The organism is Kitasatospora sp. NPDC059648 (genome assembly GCF_042734825.1).
Taxonomy (GTDB): domain Bacteria; phylum Actinomycetota; class Actinomycetes; order Streptomycetales; family Streptomycetaceae; genus Kitasatospora.
The window spans coordinates 24,309-42,717 of the sequence record NZ_JBHWDU010000072.1; the positions used below are offsets into that span (position 1 = coordinate 24,309).

Below are 18,409 nucleotides of genomic sequence, written 5' to 3' on the forward strand. Positions count from 1 at the left end.
CGTCGGGCGATCACGACGATCACCATAGCTGCCGGCCGCCGCGGAGGCCGGGTCGTGCTGCCTGCACGACCCGGCCGGGCCCGGCACCGATCAGCGGGCGCCGAGGAGGTGTTCGAGGGCGAGCTGGTCCAGCTGCTCGAAGGCCATGCCACGGCCGGCCGCGGAGTCCACGTCGAACTCCTCGAAGGCGGAGCGGTCCGCCAGCAGCCCGGCCAGGCCGTCCTCGGCCGTGGCGAGGGCGAGTTCGGGCAGGCGGGAGGCGGCGAGCGCGGCCCGGACCTCCGGGTCGGCCCGGAAGGCGCGGGAGCGCTCGGCCAGCAGCAGGTAGTTGCGCATGCAGCCGGCCGCCGAGGCCCAGACGCCGTCGAAGTCCTCGGTGCGCGGCGGCTTGAAGTCGAAGTGCCGGGGGCCGTCGTAGCCGGCCGACTCCAGCAGGTCGACCAGCCAGAACGCCTGCCGCAGGTCGCCCGCGCCGAAGCGCAGGTCCTGGTCGTACTTGATGCCGGACTGGCCGTTGAGGTCGATGTGGAACAGCTTGCCGTGCCACAGGGCCTGGGCGATGCCGTGCGGGAAGTTGAGGCCGGCCATCTGCTCGTGGCCGACCTCCGGGTTGAGGCCGACCCGCTCGGGACGCTCCAACTCGTTGATGAACGCCAGGGCGTGGCCGACGGTGGGCAGCAGGATGTCGCCGCGCGGCTCGTTGGGCTTGGGCTCGATCGCGAAGCGCAGGTCGTAGCCCTGCTGCTCGACGTACTCGCCCAGCAGGTCGAAGGCCTCCTTGAGCCGGTCGAGTGCGGTCCGCACGTCCTTGGCCGCGCCGGACTCGGCGCCCTCGCGTCCGCCCCAGGCGACGTAGACCGAGGCGCCGAGTTCGACGGCCAGGTCGATGTTGCGGATGGTCTTGCGCAGCGCGTAGCGCCGTACGTCACGGTCGTTGGCGGTGAAGGCGCCGTCCTTGAAGACCGGGTGGGTGAACAGGTTGGTGGTCGCCATCGGGACCTTCAGCCCGGCCGCGTCCAGCGCGGCGCGGAAGCGCTTGACGCTCTCCTCGCGGGTGGCGTCGCCCGCGCCGAAGGGGATCAGGTCGTCGTCGTGGAAGGTGACGCCGTAGGCGCCGAGTTCGGCCAGGCGCTGCACGGTCTCGACCGGGTCGAGGCCGGGGCGGGTCGCGTCGCCGAAGGGGTCGCGCCCCTGCCAACCGACGGTCCACAGGCCGAAGGTGAACTTGTGCGCGGGAGTGGGGACGAGCGGGTCGCTGGACATGGCGCGGCTCCGGATCAGTGCCAGGGGGTGTTTGTCAGGACTCTCAACAAATTAGTATGCCGGAACGTCGGAAGGAACCCCCGCACCGGAGGAACGCATGGCTGAGCAGCGTGTCGTGATCGGCTTCGACAGCTCGACGCAGTCCACCAAGGCCCTCGCCGTCGACATCGACACGGGCACCGTTCTGGGCCAGGGCCGTGTCCCGCACACCGTCAGCACGGGTGCCGGCCGCGAGAGCGATCCCGAGCAGTGGTGGCGGGCGCTCGGTGAGGCCGCGGCGGCGACGGGCTGGGCGGACCGTGCGGCCGCCGTCTCGGTCGCCGGCCAGCAGCACGGCCTGGTGACCCTCGACGCGAGCGGGGCGCCGGTCCGCCCGGCGCTGCTCTGGAACGACGTCCGGTCCGCGCCCCAGGCCGCCGGGCTGGCGGCCGCGATCGGAGCGGCGGAGCTCGCCCGCCGCACCGGCAGCGTCCCCACCGCCGCCTTCACCGCCCCCAAGTGGGCATGGCTGCGCGCCGCCGAGCCCGCCGCCGCCGAGCGCGTCGCCGCCGTCCGCCTCCCGCACGACTTCCTGACCGAGCGGCTGACCGGTCAGGAAGTCACCGACCGGGGCGACGCCTCGGGAACCGGCTGGTGGGGGCCGGACGGCTACGACCACGACGTCCTCGCCCGCATCGGACTCGACCCGGCCCTGCTGCCCCGGGTCCTCGCGCCGGGCGCGCGGGCCGGCGCCGTCCGCCCGGGCACGCCGCTGCGCGCGGGCGCGCCGGTGGCCACCGGCACCGGCGACAACATGGCCGCGGCCCTCGGGCTCGGTCTGCTCCCCGGGCAGCCGGTCCTCAGCCTCGGCACCTCCGGCACCGTCTACGCCGTGGGCCACGACAGGCCCGCCGACCCGACCGGCACCGTCGCGGGCTTCGCCGACGCGCTCGGCCGCTGGCTGCCGCTCGCCTGCACGCTCAACTGCACCCTCGCCGTCGACCGCTTCGCCGTTCTCCTCGGACGCGGCCGGGACGAGGTCGAGGAGGGCGGCACCGCCGTCGTCCTGCCCTACCTGGACGGCGAGCGCACGCCGGACCTCCCGGGCGCCTCCGGCCTGGTCCACGGGCTGCGCCACGACACCACGCCGGGGCAGCTGCTGCAGGCCGCCTACGACGGCGCCGCCCACGCCCTGCTCGCCGCCCTGGACGGTGTGCTGCGCGCGGGCGGCGCGGATCCGGCGGGCGACGCGCCGCTGCTGCTGATCGGCGGCGGCGCCCGTGGGCGGGCCTGGCAGCGGACCGTGCTGCGGCTCTCCGGCCGGGCCGTCCAGGTGCCCGACGCCCGGGAACTGGTCGCGCTCGGCGCCGCCGCCCAGGCCGCCGCACTGCTCACCGGCGAGCCGGCCGACGCCGTGGCGCGCCGCTGGCGGACGGCCCACGGCCCGGTGCTGGAGCCGGTGGAGAGGGACGAGGACGCGCTCACGCGGATCGGCGATACCCTGCGTCGGGCCGGGGCCTTGCAGGGAGCCCCGGCCGGGGACCGGTAGGAGGAGCGGCACGTGGCGGTGGTCGGCAGGGCGAGCAGGAGCGCGGAGAACGGACCCGCGTCGCTACAGGACATGCGCCGCCAGAACCTCGCGGTGGTCCTCGGCGCGGTGGCCGCGCACAGCCCGCTCTCCCGCGCGGACGTCTCCGGCCGGGTCGGTCTGACCAGGGCGGCGGTCTCCTCGCTGGTCGACGAGCTGATCGGCCGCGGAGCCGTGACGGAGGCGGCGGCCACCGCCAGCGGACGGGTCGGCAGACCCGGACGGGCACTGACCGTGAGCGGCGACGGCCCGGCGGGCCTCGGCCTGGAGATCGGCGTCGGCCACCTCGGCGCGTGCGTCGCGGACCTGCGCGGCGAGCCGCGGCTGTGGCGCCGCGTGGAACGGGCCAACGCGGGCCGGCCCGCCGGGACGGTCCTGGCGGAACTCGCCGCGCTGGCCGCCGAGGCGGAGGACGAGGCCGCGGCCCTCGGGCTGCGCGTCGAGGGCCGCGTCCTGGCCGTGCCCGGCGTGGTGCCGAACGAACCCCGCGGACTGGTCGAGCGCGCGCCCAACCTCGGCTGGCACACCGTCGGGATCGCCGACCACTGGCCGGACCCGGAGACCGTGCCCGAGCCGGAGAACGAGGCCAACCTCGGGGCGCTGGCCGAGTACTGGAGCGCCGGAGCCCCGGCGGAGACCTTCGTGCACGTCTCCGCCGGGGCCGGGATCGGCGCCGCCCTGGTCATCGACGGCAGGCTGTTCCGGGGCGCCCGCGGCTTCGCCGGCGAACTCGGCCACATACCCGTGCACCCGGAGGGCCCCGAGTGCGCCTGCGGCGCCCGGGGCTGCCTGGAGCAGTACGCGGGCGAGGCGGCCGTGCTGCGCGGGGCCGGTCTCGCGCAGCACGGCCCGGGCGACCCGGTCGCCCTGCTGGCCGAGCGGGCAGCCGACGGACACGCGCCCACCCTGGCGGCCCTCGACCGCGGGGGCCGTGCCCTCGGCCTCGCCCTCACGTCCGCCGTCGACCTCATCGACCCGGACGGCCTCGTCCTCGGCGGCGCCTACGCCGAACTCGCCGGATGGCTGCTGCCCTCCGTGTGCGCCGAGTTGGCCGCCCGGGTCACCGTGCGGCCCTGGGCCGCGGAGACGCTGCGCCCGTCGGCACTCGGGCGGCGCGGGCCCCTGCTGGGCGCGGCGCTGACGACGGTCCGCCGCATCATGGCGGACCCGACCCTCCTTCCCGCCGGGTGATCAGGAGGCCGTACCGGACGGCCCGTCCGGGAGGTCGTGCTCGACCACGACCATCGCGTGCCCGTCCGCGGTGGTGACCCGCACGTGGACGTACTCGCCGTCGTGCTCCCAGGGCAGTTCCTGCCCGGCGGGCTGGAGCCGCACCGAGCGCGGCGCGGCGGCGAGCCGGACGGAGACGGGCACGTCGACCAGCGGGAACGGGTCGTGCACCAGGTCCAGCTCCGGGGTCTCCCGGGACGGGACGAAGCTGGTCAGGTGCACCACGGTGCCGGTGCCGGTCCGCACGACGGTGGTCTCCAGGTGGACCGGTCCGCCCGCGCGGACCAGCGGGTCCGGCAGGAGCCGGTCCAGGGCGGCGCCGAGCAGCCGGCGGTACGCCTCCAGGCCGTGGTCGTGGAAGGCCTCCAGCAGCGGGACGGCCACCGCGGCCACCCCGTCGCCGACGGCGACGGCCACCTCCTCGGTCGGGTCGGCCGGGGGAGTGTAGGAGTGGCCGCAGAAGCGGTCCCAGGAGCGCGGGAAGTAGGGTGCGACGACCCGGGCCAGCACCTCCGCGCCGGGCAGCGCGCGGGCGGTCAGCCGGGAGCCGTGGCCGATCACCGGGAAGTCCTCCGGGACCCCGGGCACGCCCTGGCAGGCGAGGAACACCTCACCGGCCGGGGCCGGGGCCAGGCCCTCCACCGGGAGGTCGGGCAGGGCCGGCTCCGTGCCGTTCCTGAGCAGCGCGGGGCCGACCAGCAGCACGGCGCCGCCGGCCCGGCGGTACGCGCCCAGGCGCTCGGCCAGGCCGTCGTCGACGGGGGTGGACTCCGGCACCACGACGGCCCGGTAGCCGCCCAGGTCGGCCGTGGGCGGCACCACGTCGAACTGGACGCGGAGCTGCTGCAGCGCCCGTACGGCGCCGATGTTGCTCGCGCCGGGGTGGTCACCGAGGGCGGGGTCGACGACCAGCGCGACTTCACTGACGACCCGTCCGCCCTCGACGAACGGCTCGCACTCCTCGATGTGCCCGTACACCGAGCCGATCAGCTCGTACACCGCCGGAGCCGGTACGCCCCGCGGGTGCAGCACGTCGCCGACGCCGCTGGTCAGGCCGTGGCTGAGCATCTGGCTGTTCTCGTAGAGCAGCGCCGCCCGGGGCTTGAGGGCGGCGTTGTCGCCCCAGCTCTCGTGGAACCGCCCGGTGTGGCTGAGGGTCGGCATCCCCAGCGGGCGGACGAAGCGGGCCACGTACGGGAGGAAGGCGTAGCCCCAGCCGCCGGTGGGCAGCCCCTCGATCTCGACGTGCCGCATGAACTGCCGCTCCTGCGGCAGCCGGGTCTTCGGGCGGCCGTTGAAGAAGACGCCCTGCACGGCGTCCGGCGGAAGGGCCTTCTCCACCATCGCCGAGTAGCGGGCCATGTAGCGCTGCGCCACCAGGTCGGCGTAGCGCGCCCGGTGGTCGGCGTCCGTCGGGTCCAGGCCCTCCCGGCGCATCCCGTCGACCGCCCACCGGCTCAGGCTCGGCTGGCTCCAGCACATGTCGACGAAGATGCCGTCGACCGGGGCGAAGCGCCGCAGCACCTCGTCCAGCTGGTCGGCGAAGTAGTCCGCGTAGGGGCTCGACATGTCGAGGATGTTCCAGCCCGCCCGGAGGGCCGAAGGGGTCCAGCGGGCGATCTTCAGGTTCTCGTCGTGCGCGACCCATTCGGGGTGCTCGCGGGCGGCGTACTCGTCGACCTGGAGGGAGAGGTAGATCGGCGCGCGGATGCCGACCGAGTGCAGGGCTTCGACCTGCTCGGCGAGCAGGTCCAGGCCGGGGGCGAGGCCGGGGTGGCGCTCGGGCCGGTCGGTCCCGTAGTACAGGTGGCCGTGGTGGCACTTGGCGAAGACGGTGACGCTGTCCACGTGGGCATCGCGGAAGGTCCGGGCGAAGGCCACCGGATCGAAGTCCCGGCCGACGTCGCGGATGTCGGGGCCGGTGTGGAAGTCCAGGTGCACGGTGCGCCGAGGGAAGAGGTCCATGGTGTGAGCGCTCACATCGTCTGGGGTCATGGGATCGATTTATAGGAGGCGTTCGCCGGGGCGTCCAGGGGGCTGGCGGGGTGATTTGCGAATTGCCCTGTCAGTGCGGTGAGTTCGAGGAGGCGGCGGCGCAGTGCCTTCCCGTGCGTGGCCTGCTCTCGTCCAGGACATGGGAGGTCAGGCCGCGGCTCCGCCTGCCGGGTGCGCGACACCCGCGGGTGTCGCACACCCGGCGGGTCAGAGGGCGGCAGTGGTGGAGGCCGGAGCGGTCGGGTCCACGAAGGGGCGGTCGTAGACCTCCAGTGAGCGGATCGAGGCCCAGGCGCCGGAGTCCAGACCGGTGACGGTCACCCGGACGTGGCGGGTCCGGGCGGTGAAGCCCGCCGTCTGCACCTGCGCGGCGGCGGTGTTCCCGGTCAGGTCGGCGAGCGTCGACCAGGAGGCGCCGTCGGCCGAGCCGTCGATCCGGAAGCGGCAGGCCTTCCCGGGCAGCTCCCAGGCGATCCGGGCTCCGGTGACCGGGCGCATCGAACCGAGGTCCAGCCGGAGCCAGTGACCGGTGCCGCCGTCGGCCGCGCACCAGCGGGTCGAGGTGTCCCCGTCCACCGCGTTGGCCGCCAGGTTGCCGTGCCGGGCCTCCACGCTGTCGGCCGTGGCCGGGCAGCCGCGGGCGATGTCCGCCGGGACCACCGTGCGGTCGAGCACGATCGCCACGACCGTGTCGTCGGGGTAGCGGGTGCGGTCGATGCCGGTGATGGTGACGCAGTTCCCGCCGGCCGCGCCGAACGGGAGCGGGTTCCTGGAGACCCCGTCGTAGACCGCGGTGACCTGCGCGTCGCCCAGCGCGGGGGTGGTGAAGCTGCTGCCGCCGCCGTACCCGGCCAGCAGGTGCGCGTAGACCGTCCGGTCGGAGAAGGTGAAGCCGTACTGTCCGTCCACCGGGTTCCACGGGCCGCCGCGGGTGCCGTACAGCGCCTCCCGGTTGGCGCGCATGAAACCGCCGAGCCGGCGCAGCAGCGCCGCCTGGGTGCTCGGGACGGCGCCGGTCGCGTCCGGGCCCACGTTGACGATCACGCACATGTCGCGGACGAAGGAGTTGACCAGCACGGCCATCGCCGAGGGGAAGGACATGGCGTTGTCCCCGCTGTACCCCCAGGCGCCGCCGACGCTGAACGCCTTCTGGACCAGGCGGCCGAACCGGATCGGCCCGGTCGGCACGGCGGGCCCCTCCTCCACGTCGTAGTCGCCCACCCACCCGGAGCGCGGGGTCGTCAGGGCGTCGGGCTGGTGCCGGCGTACCAGGCCGGTCAGCCCGAGCGGCCTGCCGGTGCCGGGTTCGGTGTCGCCGTACGCGGCGTCCACCGGCCAGCTGTTGCCCGGGTCGCGGTACTGACCCGGCTCCCAGAAGAAGGACCCGTCCGCGTCGGTGCCCTGCTGCGCCAGCCAGCCGCCGTCCCACCAGACGTCGTCGACCGCGCCGTAGTCGGTGACCAGTTCCTTCACGGACTGGTACACCTCGTTCTTCATGGTCCTGGCGCTCTCGTGGTAGTCGAAGCCGGCCGGATCGGAGCCCTCGCAGTTCCACGGGTACGGGCTGCCCGGAAGCACGCATTCGGAGGCGAGCGCGGGGCTCGGGGGCTTCGTCCCGGTCACGTCGTAGTAGCCGGGGTAGCGCCAGTCGATCGGCGAGTAGTACAACCCGACCCGCAGGCCGGCCGCGCGCAGGGCGTCCACATAGCCCTTGACGAAGTCCGTGCCCGCCGGGAACGGTGCTGCGGCGGTGGACCAGGCGTCGGGGTGGGCCGTGGGCCACAGGGCGAAGCCGTCGTGGTGACGGGCGGTCAGGACGACGTGCCCGGCCCCGAGGTCGCGTGCGAGCTGCGCCCAGGCAGCGGGGTCGTAGGGCCGGGACCGGGTGGCGAAGGTGTCGGCGTACTGCGACCGGTACGCGGTCGGACCGGTCTTCGAGGCGAACATGTACCACTCGCCCTGGGCCGGGACGGCGTAGACGCCCCAGTGGACGAACATGGCCAGCTTGTCGTCCCGCATCCACTGGACGCGGCTGTCCGGCTGCTGCCAGGTCCCCTGGTCGAGCTTCGGGATGCGCAGCGGGACGAGGGGCAGCGCGGCCTCGGCGGCTGCGGCCGGGGTGCCGCCGGGCCCGGCGGCGGCGACGGTGGAGGCGGCGACGGTGGAGGCCGCCAGGCCGGCGAGCACACTTCTCCGGCTGATGGGTCCTGACATGGATGCTCCGTATGTCCTGGATTGCCCGCTCCGGGCTGGACTCGGCGAGTCAGGTACAGGTATCGCGGCGAGCGGAGCGGCCTGTCAAGGCACCCGACAGTGAAATATCCGATGAATACGGGCAGTCGGCCTGGACCGTCAGGCCGGGGTCGACCTTGGCCGAGGGCGCTCCGTCCGGCCTTCGGTCGTCAACGCCGCAGCCCACAACGGCTCTTCTGCACTTCCCCCCGGCTCCTCGGAGGACCCGGCTCCGTCTGTCGTCGGCCCGACATCGCGCTCCGGTCGCCCGGGGGACTACGCATTCATCGGACCGATTCCGCCGCAACTGCGGGCGGTGCGCGGCAACTTGCCCATACACTGTCAACCGTCGGCCCCCGGCCGCCCGGTCGCCCGACCCGCTCTCCCGCAAAGCCAGCAGCACGTACCCACCCCCCGCCTCCCTGGAGCTGCCATGGCGAAGACAGCGAATGCATCGAAAGCCTCGAAAACGGCGAAACCACCCCTGCGCCGCGCCGGTCTGCCCGCGGTCCTCGTCCTGCTCCTCAGCGCACTGACCAGCCTGGTCCGGCCGTCCACGGCCACCGCCACCACCGCCGCCGCGACCGCCGTCACCGTCGACGGCACCCAGCCGGGCCTCACCTTCGACGGCGTCGGCGCGATCTCCGGCGGCGGCGGCAACACCCGCCTGCTCATCGACTACCCGGAGCCGCAGCGCAGTCAGCTGCTGGACTACCTGTTCAAGCCCGGCTACGGCGCCAGCCTCCAACTGCTGAAGATCGAGATCGGCGGCGACACCAACTCGACCGACGGCGCCGAGGCCAGCCACGAGCACACCCAGGGCGTCGTGGACTGCAACCAGGGGTACGAGTGGTGGCTCGCTTCCCAGGCCAAGGCGCGCAACCCCGCCATCAAGCTCTACGGCCTCTCCTGGGGCGCGCCGAGCTGGGTCGGCGGCGGCAGGAACACCTTCTTCACCGCCAACGCGATCGGCTACCTGATGGACTGGATGGGCTGCGCCGAGCAGCACGGCCTGACCATCGACTACCTGGGCGGCTGGAACGAGCGAGGCTTCGACGCCTCCTGGTACGAGAACCTCAAGTCCACGCTGGTGTCGAAGGGTTACGGCACCACCAAGGTGGTCGCCGCGGACGACGGCTGGTCGGTGGCCGACGCGATGACCACCGACCCGGCGTTCAGGAACGCGGTGGACATCATCGGCGTCCACTACCCCTGCGGCTACCTCGGACCCTTCAGGTCCTGCCCCAGCACCCCGAACGCGCGAAGCCTCGACAAGCCGTTGTGGGCGAGCGAGAACGGCTCCGAGGACGCCAACGACGGAGCACCGGCGGTCGCCCGGGCCATCAACCGGGACTACCTCGACGGCCGGATGACCAGCTTCGTCAACTGGCCGGTCATCGCCGCGCTCTACCCGAACCTGTACTTCTCGACCGACGGGATGTCGATCGCCGCCCAGCCCTGGTCCGGCAACTACCTGATCGGCAGGACCACCTGGGTCACCGCGCACACCAGCCAGTTCACCCGGCCGGGCTGGCGCTACATCGATGCGGCCGGCGGCCACCTCAGCGGAGGGGGCAGCTACGTGACGCTCCGCTCGGCCGACACCGACGACTACAGCACGGTGCTGGAGACCGTGGACGCCACCGCCGCCCAGACCGTGAACCTCCGGATCACCGGCGGCCTGTCCGGCGGGACGGTCCACGTCTGGACCACCGACGTGAACTCCGGCGATCCCGCCGACCACTTCGTGCACCAGGGCGACGTGGTGCCGAGCAACGGCGGTTACGGTCTCACCCTGCAGCCCGGCCACGTCTACACCCTGACCACGACCACGACCGTCCCGGGCACCACCGCCGCCCAGGGCAAGGGCACCGCCACCCCGCCGCCCGCGGCCCCACTCGCCCTTCCGTACCACGACGACTTCAGCGGAGCCACCGACAGCACCTCGCCGAAGTACTTCGCCGACATGAACGGCGCGTTCGCCAAGGTGCCCTGCGCCGGTGGCCGGACCGGTACCTGCCTGCAGCAGACGGCCGTCGGCACCCCGGTACGGTGGACGGCCGAGCCGTACGCCAACCCGTACACCATCATGGGTGACAGCAGCTGGAGCAACTACACCGTTTCCGCCAAGGTGCTCCTGCGGCAGCAGGGCAGCGCGGAACTGCTCGGCCGGGTCGGCCAGCAGGGCCGCAACGACAACGGGCTGAACGCCTACCACCTACGCGTCTCCGACACCGGCGGATGGTCGATCCTCCGCAGCGACCTGAACTGGAACTTCACCACCCTCGCCCAGGGCACCGTCGGCGCGCTCGGCACCGACAGCTGGCACACGGTGGCACTGACCATGCAGGACAGCCGGCTCACCGCCGTGATCGACGGCACCGCCGTGGGGTCGGCCAGCGACGACGCGTTCACCGGGGGACAGGCCGGTCTCGGTGTCGTGGGCTACCAGAACGACCAGTTCGCCGAGTTCTCCCTCACCCCCGGCACCGGTTCGGCGGCTCCGGGCGCCAACCTCGGGTTCGAGTCCGGTGACTGCTCGCACTGGAACTGCTACGGCGGCGCCGTCACGGTGGCCGGGAACGCCCACGGCGGCACGTACAGCGTCCAGCTCCCGCCGAACTCGGGCGCCGACCAGACCGTCTCGGGCCTGACCCCCGACACCACCTACGACCTGACGGGTTGGGCGAAGAGCGGCGCCGCCGGCCAGTGCGTCCAGCTGGGCGTCAAGGACTTCGGCGGCGCCGAGACCCGCACCTGCCTCTCCGGCACCTCCTACACCCGCTGGGTCGTCCGGTTCACGACGGGGCCGAACAGCACCAGCGCGACCGTCTACGAGTGGAACCCGCCGGGCAACACCGCCACCGGCTGGGGCGACGACCTCGCCCTGACCACCGGGCCGGTGACCGGGGCGCTCGTCCTCGCCGGCTCCAACAGCTGCCTCGACGTCCCGGGCGCCACCACGAACCCCGGCACCCAGGTCGAGACCTGGAGCTGCAACACCGGCGCCAACCAGAGCTGGACCCACTTCGCCGACAACAGCGTGCGGGTGTACCCGGGCAGTGGCCTCCGGTGCCTGGACGACCTCGGCTCCAGCACCGCCCCCGGCGCCCCGGTCGGGATCTGGAACTGCAACGGCGGCCCCAACCAGCACTGGCAGTTCAACTCCGACGGCACCGTCACCACCCCGGCCGCGCCGGGCCTGTGCCTGGGCGCACCCGCCGGCCGGACCGCCGACGGCACCCTGCTCGGCCTGCAGACCTGTGCGGCGGGCTCGCCCGCGCAACGGTGGACGCTGGCCTGACGGGCACCGGTACGCAACAGGGGTGCGGCGCCCGCGTTCCGGGCGTCGCACCCCTACGTCAGCCCAGCGCCGAACCCGGTTCGCCGAGGGTGTCGCGGAGCCACTGCTCGACCCCGGCTACGTGCACGGTCGCCCAGGCGTGGGCGAGTTCAGGGTGGCGCCCGGCGATGGCGTCGAAGATCGCTCGGTGCTGCTGGCGGGTGCCGTCCACGGCGCCCGCCTCGGTCCGCCCGCGCCAGATCCGCGCGCGCATGGTCGGCCCGGACAGGCCGTCGATCAGCGAGCAGAGCACGGTGTTGCCCGACCCGGCCGCGATCCTGCGGTGGAACTCCAGGTCGTTGGCGATGAGTTCGTCCAGCGAGGCGTCCTCGGCCAGGCTCCCCAGTACCTCACCCAGGTCGGCGATCTCCTCCTCGGACATCACCCGGGCGGCCATCGCGGCGGCGGCGGGCTCCAGGAGGCGGCGGACCTCCAGGAACTCCAGCACCGTGTTGTCCTGGTGGAAGTCGACCACGAAACCCAGGGCGTCCAGCAGGACTTCGGGCTCCAGACTGGTCACGTACGTGCCGTCGCCCTGGCGCACGTCGAGCACCCGGATCAGCGACAGGGCCTTCACCGCCTCCCGCAGGGAGCTGCGGGACAGCCCGAGCCGGTCCGCGAGATCGGCCTCCTTCGGGAGCTTCGCGCCGGGGCGCAGCTCGCCGCTCACGATCATGGCCTTGATCTTCTCGATCGCCTCGTCGGTGACTGGCACGGCCTCGCCTTTCCTGGTCATCTGATCTTCGCAGCATAAGGCGCGCCCGTTCGGGGGTGGCCCGCAGCCGGCTGTCCCCGAGGACCCGGGGCACCAGTTCGGCGACCTGTCGGCGCAGCTGCCGGGGGCTGTACTCCCCGGCGAGGTCACGGTGGTGCCCCCGGACCAGCAGTCGGCCCACCTTGGTGGAGAGGACGTACTCGTCCCTGGGGCGCTCGCGCAGGGCCTATCCGAGCCTGCGCTCCGGGATGACTGTTGGCAGAAAAGGGGCGACGTCCACATGGCGGTCCGGGCCGACAACAAGGCCTACGGCACCAAGGCCTGCGAGTTCCTCGGCGAGCAACTGGGCGGCAAGGGCAAGCCGCCGAGCTCCAAGGAGCGCTGAGCTCCACCAACGGCCGCGACCGCTCGGAGGCCTTCGCGGCCTGCATGAGGACGGAGTTCCCGACGTCCAGGTGGTCGAGCCGGCCACCGACTGGAAGGGGGACGTCGCCTCCGCGAACGAACCACCCGCCGCAAGACCCCGGGCCGGCGTCACGGCGGGTGGTACGGCTGCCGGGCCGTCACGTGCCCGGACACCGAGCCGTCGAGCCGGAGCCGTCAGGCGGCGGTGCGGCGGTCCCCGGTGGCGGACGGGTCACGCGGGACCGATGGTCTGGGCGCACCAGATCGTCTTGCCGCGGGTGGTGTGCCGGGTACCCCAGCCCTGGGTGAGCTGGGCGACCAGCAACAGGCCCCGGCCGCCCTCGTCGAAGGTGCGTGCCCGGCGCAGGTGAGGGGCGGTGGCGCTGCCGTCGGAGACCTCGCAGATCAGCGAGCTGTCGCGGATCAGCCGTAGTCTGATCGGCGGTTGACCGTACTTGACCGCGTTGGTGACGAGCTCGCTGACCACCAGTTCGGTGACGAAGGCCGTCTCCTCCAGGCCCCAGACGGCCAGTTGGTCGGCGGCCAGCTGCCTGGCCCGCGCCACCTGCGCGGGGTCGGGCTCGATCTCCCAGTCGGCGACGTGGTCGGGGTCGAGCGCGCGGGTGCGGGCGAGCAGGAGCGCCGCGTCGTCGGTGTGGTGGTCCGGCAGCATGGCCTTCATCACCGTGTCGCAGAGCGCGGCCAGGGAGGTGGCCGGTTCGCTCAGCACCCGGAACAGGTCGGCGGTCCCCTCCTCGGCGCCGCGCTCACGGTGCTTCACCAGTCCGTCGGTGTAGAGGGCGAGCAGGCTGCCCTCGGGCACCTCGATCTCGGTCGCCTCGAACGGCAGTCCGCCGACGCCGAGCGGAGGCCCCGGGTGCACCTCGACGGGGGTGGTGCCGGTGCCGTCCGGCGAGATGACCAGCGGCAGCGGATGGCCCGCGCTCGCCAGGGCGCAGCGGCGGGAGACCGGGTCGTACACGGCGTACAGGCAGGTGGCGCCGGTTTCGCCGGTCGGCTCGAAGCCGCCGTCGGGCCGGGGGTCGTCGGGAAGGTGGAGGACCAGGTCGTCCAGGTGGGTGAGCAGTTCGTCCGGGGGCAGGTCCACGTCGGCCAGGGTTCGGACGGCCGTGCGGAGCCGGCCCATGCTGGCGGAGGCGTGCACGCCGTGGCCGACGACGTCACCGACGACCAGGGCGACCCGGGCGCCGGACAGCGGGATCACGTCGAACCAGTCGCCGCCGACGCCGGCACCGGCGCCGGCGGGCAGGTAGCCGGAGGCCACCTCGATCGCCTCCTGGCGCGGCAGCCGTCGCGGCAGCAGACTGCGCTGGAGGGTCAGCGCGGTGGTGTGCTCGCGCGAGTACCGGCGGGCGTTGTCGATGGCGACGGCCGCCTTGGTGGCCAGCTCCTCCGCAAGGATGAGGTCATCGGCGGTGAAGGCCTCGGGGCGGTCGCGGCGGGCGAACGCGACGACGCCGAGCACGGCGTCGCGTGCCAGCAGGGGCACGGTGATCCGGCCGGTCAGGCCCTGCGCGGCGAGGGACTGCTCGATCACCGGGATCCCCGGCGGCCAGTGGGCCGGGTCGGCGGCGAGGCCCGGACCGAAGGCCCAATCGCCGTCCTGGCTGGGTTCGGCGGCGAGCTGGACCATGGACGAGCCGGTGACCATGCAGCGGGCGGCGACGGAACCGGCGGCGTAGCCGACCGGGGTCACCGGTTCCGGAGGCCGGTCCGCCTCCTCCTTGGCGCTGTGCCGGGCGGCGCGGCTGAGCGTGATGGTTCCCCCGGTGGTGAGCGCGGCGGAGGAGGGCGGTTCCTCCCCGGACAGCACCTCGTCGAAGAGGTCGACGGTGACGAGGTCGGCGAACCCCGGCACCGGGGTGCTCGCCAGTTCCCGGGCGGTACTGATCACGTCGAGGGTCCGACCGATGCCGGTGGTGGCTTCGTTGAGCAGGAGCAGGCGCTGGCGGGCCCAGTATTCGGCGCTCATGTCGAAGCCCCAGTTCGCGACCGCGCGCACCGTCCCGTCGGCGTCCCGGACCGGCCACATGCTGGTGGCCCACGCGTTGGCGTAGGCACTGCCGAGCGGCCGGAAGACGGTGATGAGCCGCGCGGGCTCACCGGTCCTGGCCACCTCCGAGAGCCGATCGGTGTACGTGGCGTCGTCCAGTTCGGGGAACAGCTCGCGGTACTTCTCACCGAGCACCTGCTCCTCCGAGTGCGCCATCACCCGGCACGAGGCGGCATTGACCCACAGGAACCGCAGCTCGGGGTCGTACACCCCCAGCGCGAAGGGGCACTGCTCGAAGGCCCGGTCGGCGATCACCGGGCGGCGCCCCCAGCGCTGGAGGGTCACCACCCGGCTCAGCGCCCGGCCGTCGGCTCCGTGGACGGGCTGTTCCGTCATCACCGCCGCCACGGTGGAGCCATCTCGGTGACGCAGGGTGATCAGGCCGGTGGGCTCGGCGCCGGCGGCGCCGGGGAACCCGGGCGGGGGGTCGACCAGCAGGTCGGCGAGCGGTCGGCCGACGGTCTCCTCGGCCGCCCAGCCCAGCAGCCGCAGCCCGCCCTCGCTCCAGCCGGTCACCACGCCGTCCTGGTCGACCACGACAACGGCGGTGGGTGCGTCCTGGACGCCGGTCGTTTCCACGCGCGCCTCCATCCGGGCAGCCGTGCACGCCGGAACGCGATTCCGGCGCCTGGCTTCAGCCTAGGGTCCGTCTCCGAACTCCCGCCTGCGGGCGGGCGACGGGGCCGGCGGACGGAACCCGGATGCGGCCTCCGCCGCGCGCGCTCCCGGCACCGGGACCGGGGCCGGGCCTCGGCGAGGGCACGGGCGGCCACGGAGAGTCACGGCACCACGACGAGCTTTCCGCGCGTGTGCCCGCTGCGGCTGGCGTCGAAGGCCTCGCCCGTCCGCTCCAGCGGGAAGGTCCGGGCGACCTCCACGGTGAGCGCGCCGCGGTCCACGAGCGCCGCCAGTTCGGCCAGACCGGCGCCGTCCGGGCGGACCCAGATCCAGTGGCCGCCGTGCTGGGAAACCCCGGGATCGGCGATCGAGACGTGCCGCCCGCCCTCGGCGAGCACCTCCAGCGTCGTCTCCAGTTGGCCGCCGACGAAGTCCGCCACGGCCGACGCGCCGCCCGGTGCCAGCGCACGCACCCGCTCGCTCAGGCCGTCCCCGTAGGTCACCGGTTCGGCGCCCAGCTCGCGCAGGAACGCGTGGTTGCGCTCGGAGGCGGTGCCGATCACCCTGGCGCCGCGGTCGCGGCCGAGCTGCACCGCGAGGCTGCCCACACCGCCGGCGGCGCCGTGCACCAGGAGCACGTCGGCGGGGCCGACCTCCAGCCGGTCCAGGCTGCGCAACGCGGTGAGGCCGGCCAGCGGCAGTCCGGCCGCCTGCGCCCAGTCGAGCCCGGAAGGCTTGCGCGCCACCGCGGGCGCGGCGACCGCGACGTACTCGGCGAAGGTGCCGGCCTGCACCACGTCCTTGCGGGCGTAGGCCATCACCTCGTCCCCCGGGGCGAACTCGGGCGTGTCCGGCCCGGTGCGGGTGACGACGCCGGCCACGTCCCAGCCGGGGACGACGGGGAAGACCGTGTCCATCATGCCGTCCAGAGCACCCGCCATGACCTTCCAGTCCACCGGGTTGACGGAGGCGGCCCGCACCTGGATCAGCACCTGCCCGGGGCCGACCTTCGGGTCGGGCACCTCGCCGTACTTCAGCCGGGAGTTGTCCTGGGCGTACGAGTCGTAGGTGACGGCGCGCATGAACTGACCTCCAGGGGAGCGGCGTCGCGGCCCCGCGTACCACCACTGCCGGGTGGGCGTGCCCTCGGCCACGCTATGCCGGCGCCGGGCGCTCGGCATCCCGGAACGGCGTACGGGGCCGCGGATCGACCGGACGCCGGCCCGGTGGCTCCTTCTTGTCCGGAAACGCACTGTTAGCGTTCACCGGAACTTTGTGGCCAACCCGGCGAGGCGTCATGAAATGGCAGGTCAAGGGAAGTTTGTGCAGCCATCGACAGTGTTGACGCTCACAACGTTCACTCATACGCTCCGGGCACCGGATCCTCGTGGCCGTACTCCGATCGGAGCACTGATGTCCAAGCCCCGTCCCCGTCGCCCCTTCCTCCGCTCCGCTCTCGTGGGCGCGCTCGGCGCGGCCACCGCGCTGGGCGGCCTGATCGGCGCGCCGGTCGCGCAGGCCGCTGCCGGTGCGCCCGCCGTGCAGGCCGCCACCGGCGGGTCGTTCTCCGCGCTGACGTACAACGTGGCGGGCCTTCCGCAGGTGCTGTCCAGCGCCTCCACCGACCGGCAGAGCAGCACCACCGCCATCGGCGGCCGGCTCGCGCCGTACGACATCGTGAACGTCCAGGAGGACTTCAACTACCACGCCGCTCTGTACGCCGCCGACTCCCACCCGTACCGGACGGCCACCAGCGGCGGGGCGGGCATCGGCAGCGGCCTCAACACCCTGTCCGGTCTCGGCTACGACACGGACGACTTCCAGCGGGTCAAGTGGAACGACTGCCAGCTGGACTCCGGGGACTGCCTCACGCCCAAGGGCTTCACCTTCATGCGGACCCGGCTGGCCGAAGGCGTGTACGTGGACTTCTACAACCTCCACGCGAACGCGGGCACCGAGCCCGGCGACGAGGCCGCCCGCGCCGCCAACCTGGCCCAGCTCACCGGCTTCATCAGGACCCATTCGGCCGGGAACGCCGTCGTCGTGATGGGCGACACCAACACCCGCTACACCCGCGCCGACGACACCATCGCCGCCTTCGCCGCCGACAACCGGCTGACCGACGCCTGGGTGCAACTGGAGCGCGCAGGAGTGGCGCCGACCCGCGGCGCCGACCCGCTGCTGTGCGACCAGAACGCGCCCACCGACACCTGCGAGATCGTCGACAAGGTCCTGTACCGCAGCAGCGCCCTGGTCTCGCTCACCGCGACCTCGTACGCGAACAAGCACGCCGACTTCCTGGACGGCTCCGGCAGGATGCTCTCCGACCACGACCCGGTCGCCGTGGGGTTCACCTGGAGCCGGAACCCCGCCTACCTGGCGAGCGACCAGTTCGGCGGCCCGCACGGGGACTTCTACGACGACATCGACCGCGTCCCGGCCGGTTCGCGGACCACCGCGGTCACCCTGCGGGCCGGCACCCGGGTCGACCAGGTCGGACTGACCCTCGCGGACGGCACCGCCCTCACCCACGGTGGCTCCGGCGGCACCGCCTCCTCGCTCACCCTGGGCAGTGGCGAGTACGTGAGCTCGGCGACCCTCTGCCAGGGCTCGTACAACGGGCACACCCGCATCTTCTACGCCTCGTTCGGGACCAACCTGGGCCGCACCCTGTCCGGCGGCACCACCACCGCCGACTGCGTGACCCGAACCGCGCCGGACGGTTGGCAGTTCGCGGGGTTCCACGGACGCGCCGGCGACGAGGTCGACAAGCTGGGCTTCCTGTTCACCCGCCGCTGAGCCCTCCCGCACCTCCCCGGCCCGCACCTCCCCGGCCCGGGCCGCCCGGGCCGGGGTCCCGTCCCCCCGGCACACCACTCCGCCCGCCAGGCGCACCGCTGCGGGAGGACCAGCGAGGAACGACCAGCCCGACCAAAGGCGGCCGACGCGCCTGCGGAGTTCCGCAGG

At 73.6% G+C, this 18,409-nt stretch carries 10 protein-coding genes and 1 pseudogene; 5 read left to right on the forward strand and 6 right to left on the reverse strand.

All coding sequences use genetic code 11. From position 1 onward, the window contains the following. Positions 1–90: 90 nt before the first annotated feature. The gene (gene xylA, locus ACFV1W_RS30825; protein WP_380420552.1) at positions 91–1,263 is read right to left on the reverse strand and encodes a xylose isomerase; all 1,173 of its coding nucleotides are present in this window, start codon (positions 1,261–1,263) and stop codon (positions 91–93) included. A gap of 97 nt (positions 1,264–1,360) precedes the next feature. Here xylA and xylB point away from each other — a divergent pair, with 97 nt between their 5' ends. After that, a complete protein-coding gene (gene xylB, locus ACFV1W_RS30830; protein ID WP_380420553.1) occupies positions 1,361–2,791 on the forward strand; it encodes a xylulokinase in 1,431 nt (476 codons plus the stop codon). 72 nt (positions 2,792–2,863) lie between these two features. Next, entirely contained in the window at positions 2,864–4,021 is a 1,158-nt protein-coding gene (locus ACFV1W_RS30835; RefSeq protein WP_380420554.1) for an ROK family protein, read from the forward strand. Here the strand turns inward: ACFV1W_RS30835 and ACFV1W_RS30840 are convergent, their stop codons facing one another. Both ACFV1W_RS30840 and ACFV1W_RS30845 read right to left on the reverse strand, forming a co-directional pair. Continuing rightward, on the reverse strand, positions 4,022–6,055 hold the full coding sequence (locus ACFV1W_RS30840) for a beta-galactosidase trimerization domain-containing protein (protein WP_380420555.1): 2,034 nt from the start codon (positions 6,053–6,055) through the stop codon (positions 4,022–4,024). A 207-nt stretch (positions 6,056–6,262) separates the two neighbouring features. Beyond that, complete coding sequence (locus ACFV1W_RS30845; protein ID WP_380420556.1) at positions 6,263–8,269, reverse strand: alpha-L-fucosidase; 2,007 nt, start codon at positions 8,267–8,269, stop codon at positions 6,263–6,265. A gap of 451 nt (positions 8,270–8,720) precedes the next feature. Here ACFV1W_RS30845 and ACFV1W_RS30850 point away from each other — a divergent pair, with 451 nt between their 5' ends. Continuing rightward, the gene (locus ACFV1W_RS30850) at positions 8,721–11,591 is read left to right on the forward strand and encodes a ricin-type beta-trefoil lectin domain protein (protein WP_380420557.1); all 2,871 of its coding nucleotides are present in this window, start codon (positions 8,721–8,723) and stop codon (positions 11,589–11,591) included. A gap of 58 nt (positions 11,592–11,649) precedes the next feature. Here ACFV1W_RS30850 and ACFV1W_RS30855 read toward each other — a convergent pair whose 3' ends face one another. Beyond that, the gene (locus ACFV1W_RS30855; protein ID WP_380420558.1) at positions 11,650–12,345 is read right to left on the reverse strand and encodes a FadR/GntR family transcriptional regulator; all 696 of its coding nucleotides are present in this window, start codon (positions 12,343–12,345) and stop codon (positions 11,650–11,652) included. Positions 12,346–12,610: 265 nt separating this feature from the next. Here ACFV1W_RS30855 and ACFV1W_RS30860 point away from each other — a divergent pair. Continuing rightward, positions 12,611–12,845, forward strand: a pseudogene (locus ACFV1W_RS30860) (substrate-binding domain-containing protein); the annotation flags it as partial. A gap of 137 nt (positions 12,846–12,982) precedes the next feature. Here the strand turns inward: ACFV1W_RS30860 and ACFV1W_RS30865 are convergent. Together ACFV1W_RS30865 and ACFV1W_RS30870 are read right to left on the reverse strand one after the other, a co-directional pair. After that, complete coding sequence (locus ACFV1W_RS30865; RefSeq protein WP_380420559.1) at positions 12,983–15,415, reverse strand: SpoIIE family protein phosphatase; 2,433 nt, start codon at positions 15,413–15,415, stop codon at positions 12,983–12,985. Between the two features lie 188 nt (positions 15,416–15,603). Then, positions 15,604–16,524 carry an NADP-dependent oxidoreductase gene (locus tag ACFV1W_RS30870; RefSeq protein ID WP_380420560.1) on the reverse strand — a complete coding sequence of 307 codons (921 nt, stop codon included), beginning with the start codon at positions 16,522–16,524 and terminating at the stop codon, positions 15,604–15,606. A 331-nt stretch (positions 16,525–16,855) separates the two neighbouring features. Between ACFV1W_RS30870 and ACFV1W_RS30875 the strand changes: the two genes are divergently transcribed. Next, entirely contained in the window at positions 16,856–18,241 is a 1,386-nt protein-coding gene (locus tag ACFV1W_RS30875; protein ID WP_380420561.1) for a jacalin-like lectin, read from the forward strand. Positions 18,242–18,409: the final 168 nt, after the last annotated feature.

Coding starts and splice junctions, on each gene's coding strand:
- ACFV1W_RS30845 (WP_380420556.1), bottom strand. CDS start 8,269: ATGTCAGGACCCATCAGCCGGAGAAGTGTGCTCGCCGGCCTGGCGGCC.
- ACFV1W_RS30835 (WP_380420554.1), top strand. CDS start 2,864: ATGCGCCGCCAGAACCTCGCGGTGGTCCTCGGCGCGGTGGCCGCGCAC.
- xylA (WP_380420552.1), bottom strand. CDS start 1,263: ATGTCCAGCGACCCGCTCGTCCCCACTCCCGCGCACAAGTTCACCTTC.
- ACFV1W_RS30840 (WP_380420555.1), bottom strand. CDS start 6,055: ATGACCCCAGACGATGTGAGCGCTCACACCATGGACCTCTTCCCTCGG.
- ACFV1W_RS30870 (WP_380420560.1), bottom strand. CDS start 16,524: ATGCGCGCCGTCACCTACGACTCGTACGCCCAGGACAACTCCCGGCTG.
- ACFV1W_RS30875 (WP_380420561.1), top strand. CDS start 16,856: ATGTCCAAGCCCCGTCCCCGTCGCCCCTTCCTCCGCTCCGCTCTCGTG.
- xylB (WP_380420553.1), top strand. CDS start 1,361: ATGGCTGAGCAGCGTGTCGTGATCGGCTTCGACAGCTCGACGCAGTCC.
- ACFV1W_RS30865 (WP_380420559.1), bottom strand. CDS start 15,415: ATGGAGGCGCGCGTGGAAACGACCGGCGTCCAGGACGCACCCACCGCC.
- ACFV1W_RS30850 (WP_380420557.1), top strand. CDS start 8,721: ATGGCGAAGACAGCGAATGCATCGAAAGCCTCGAAAACGGCGAAACCA.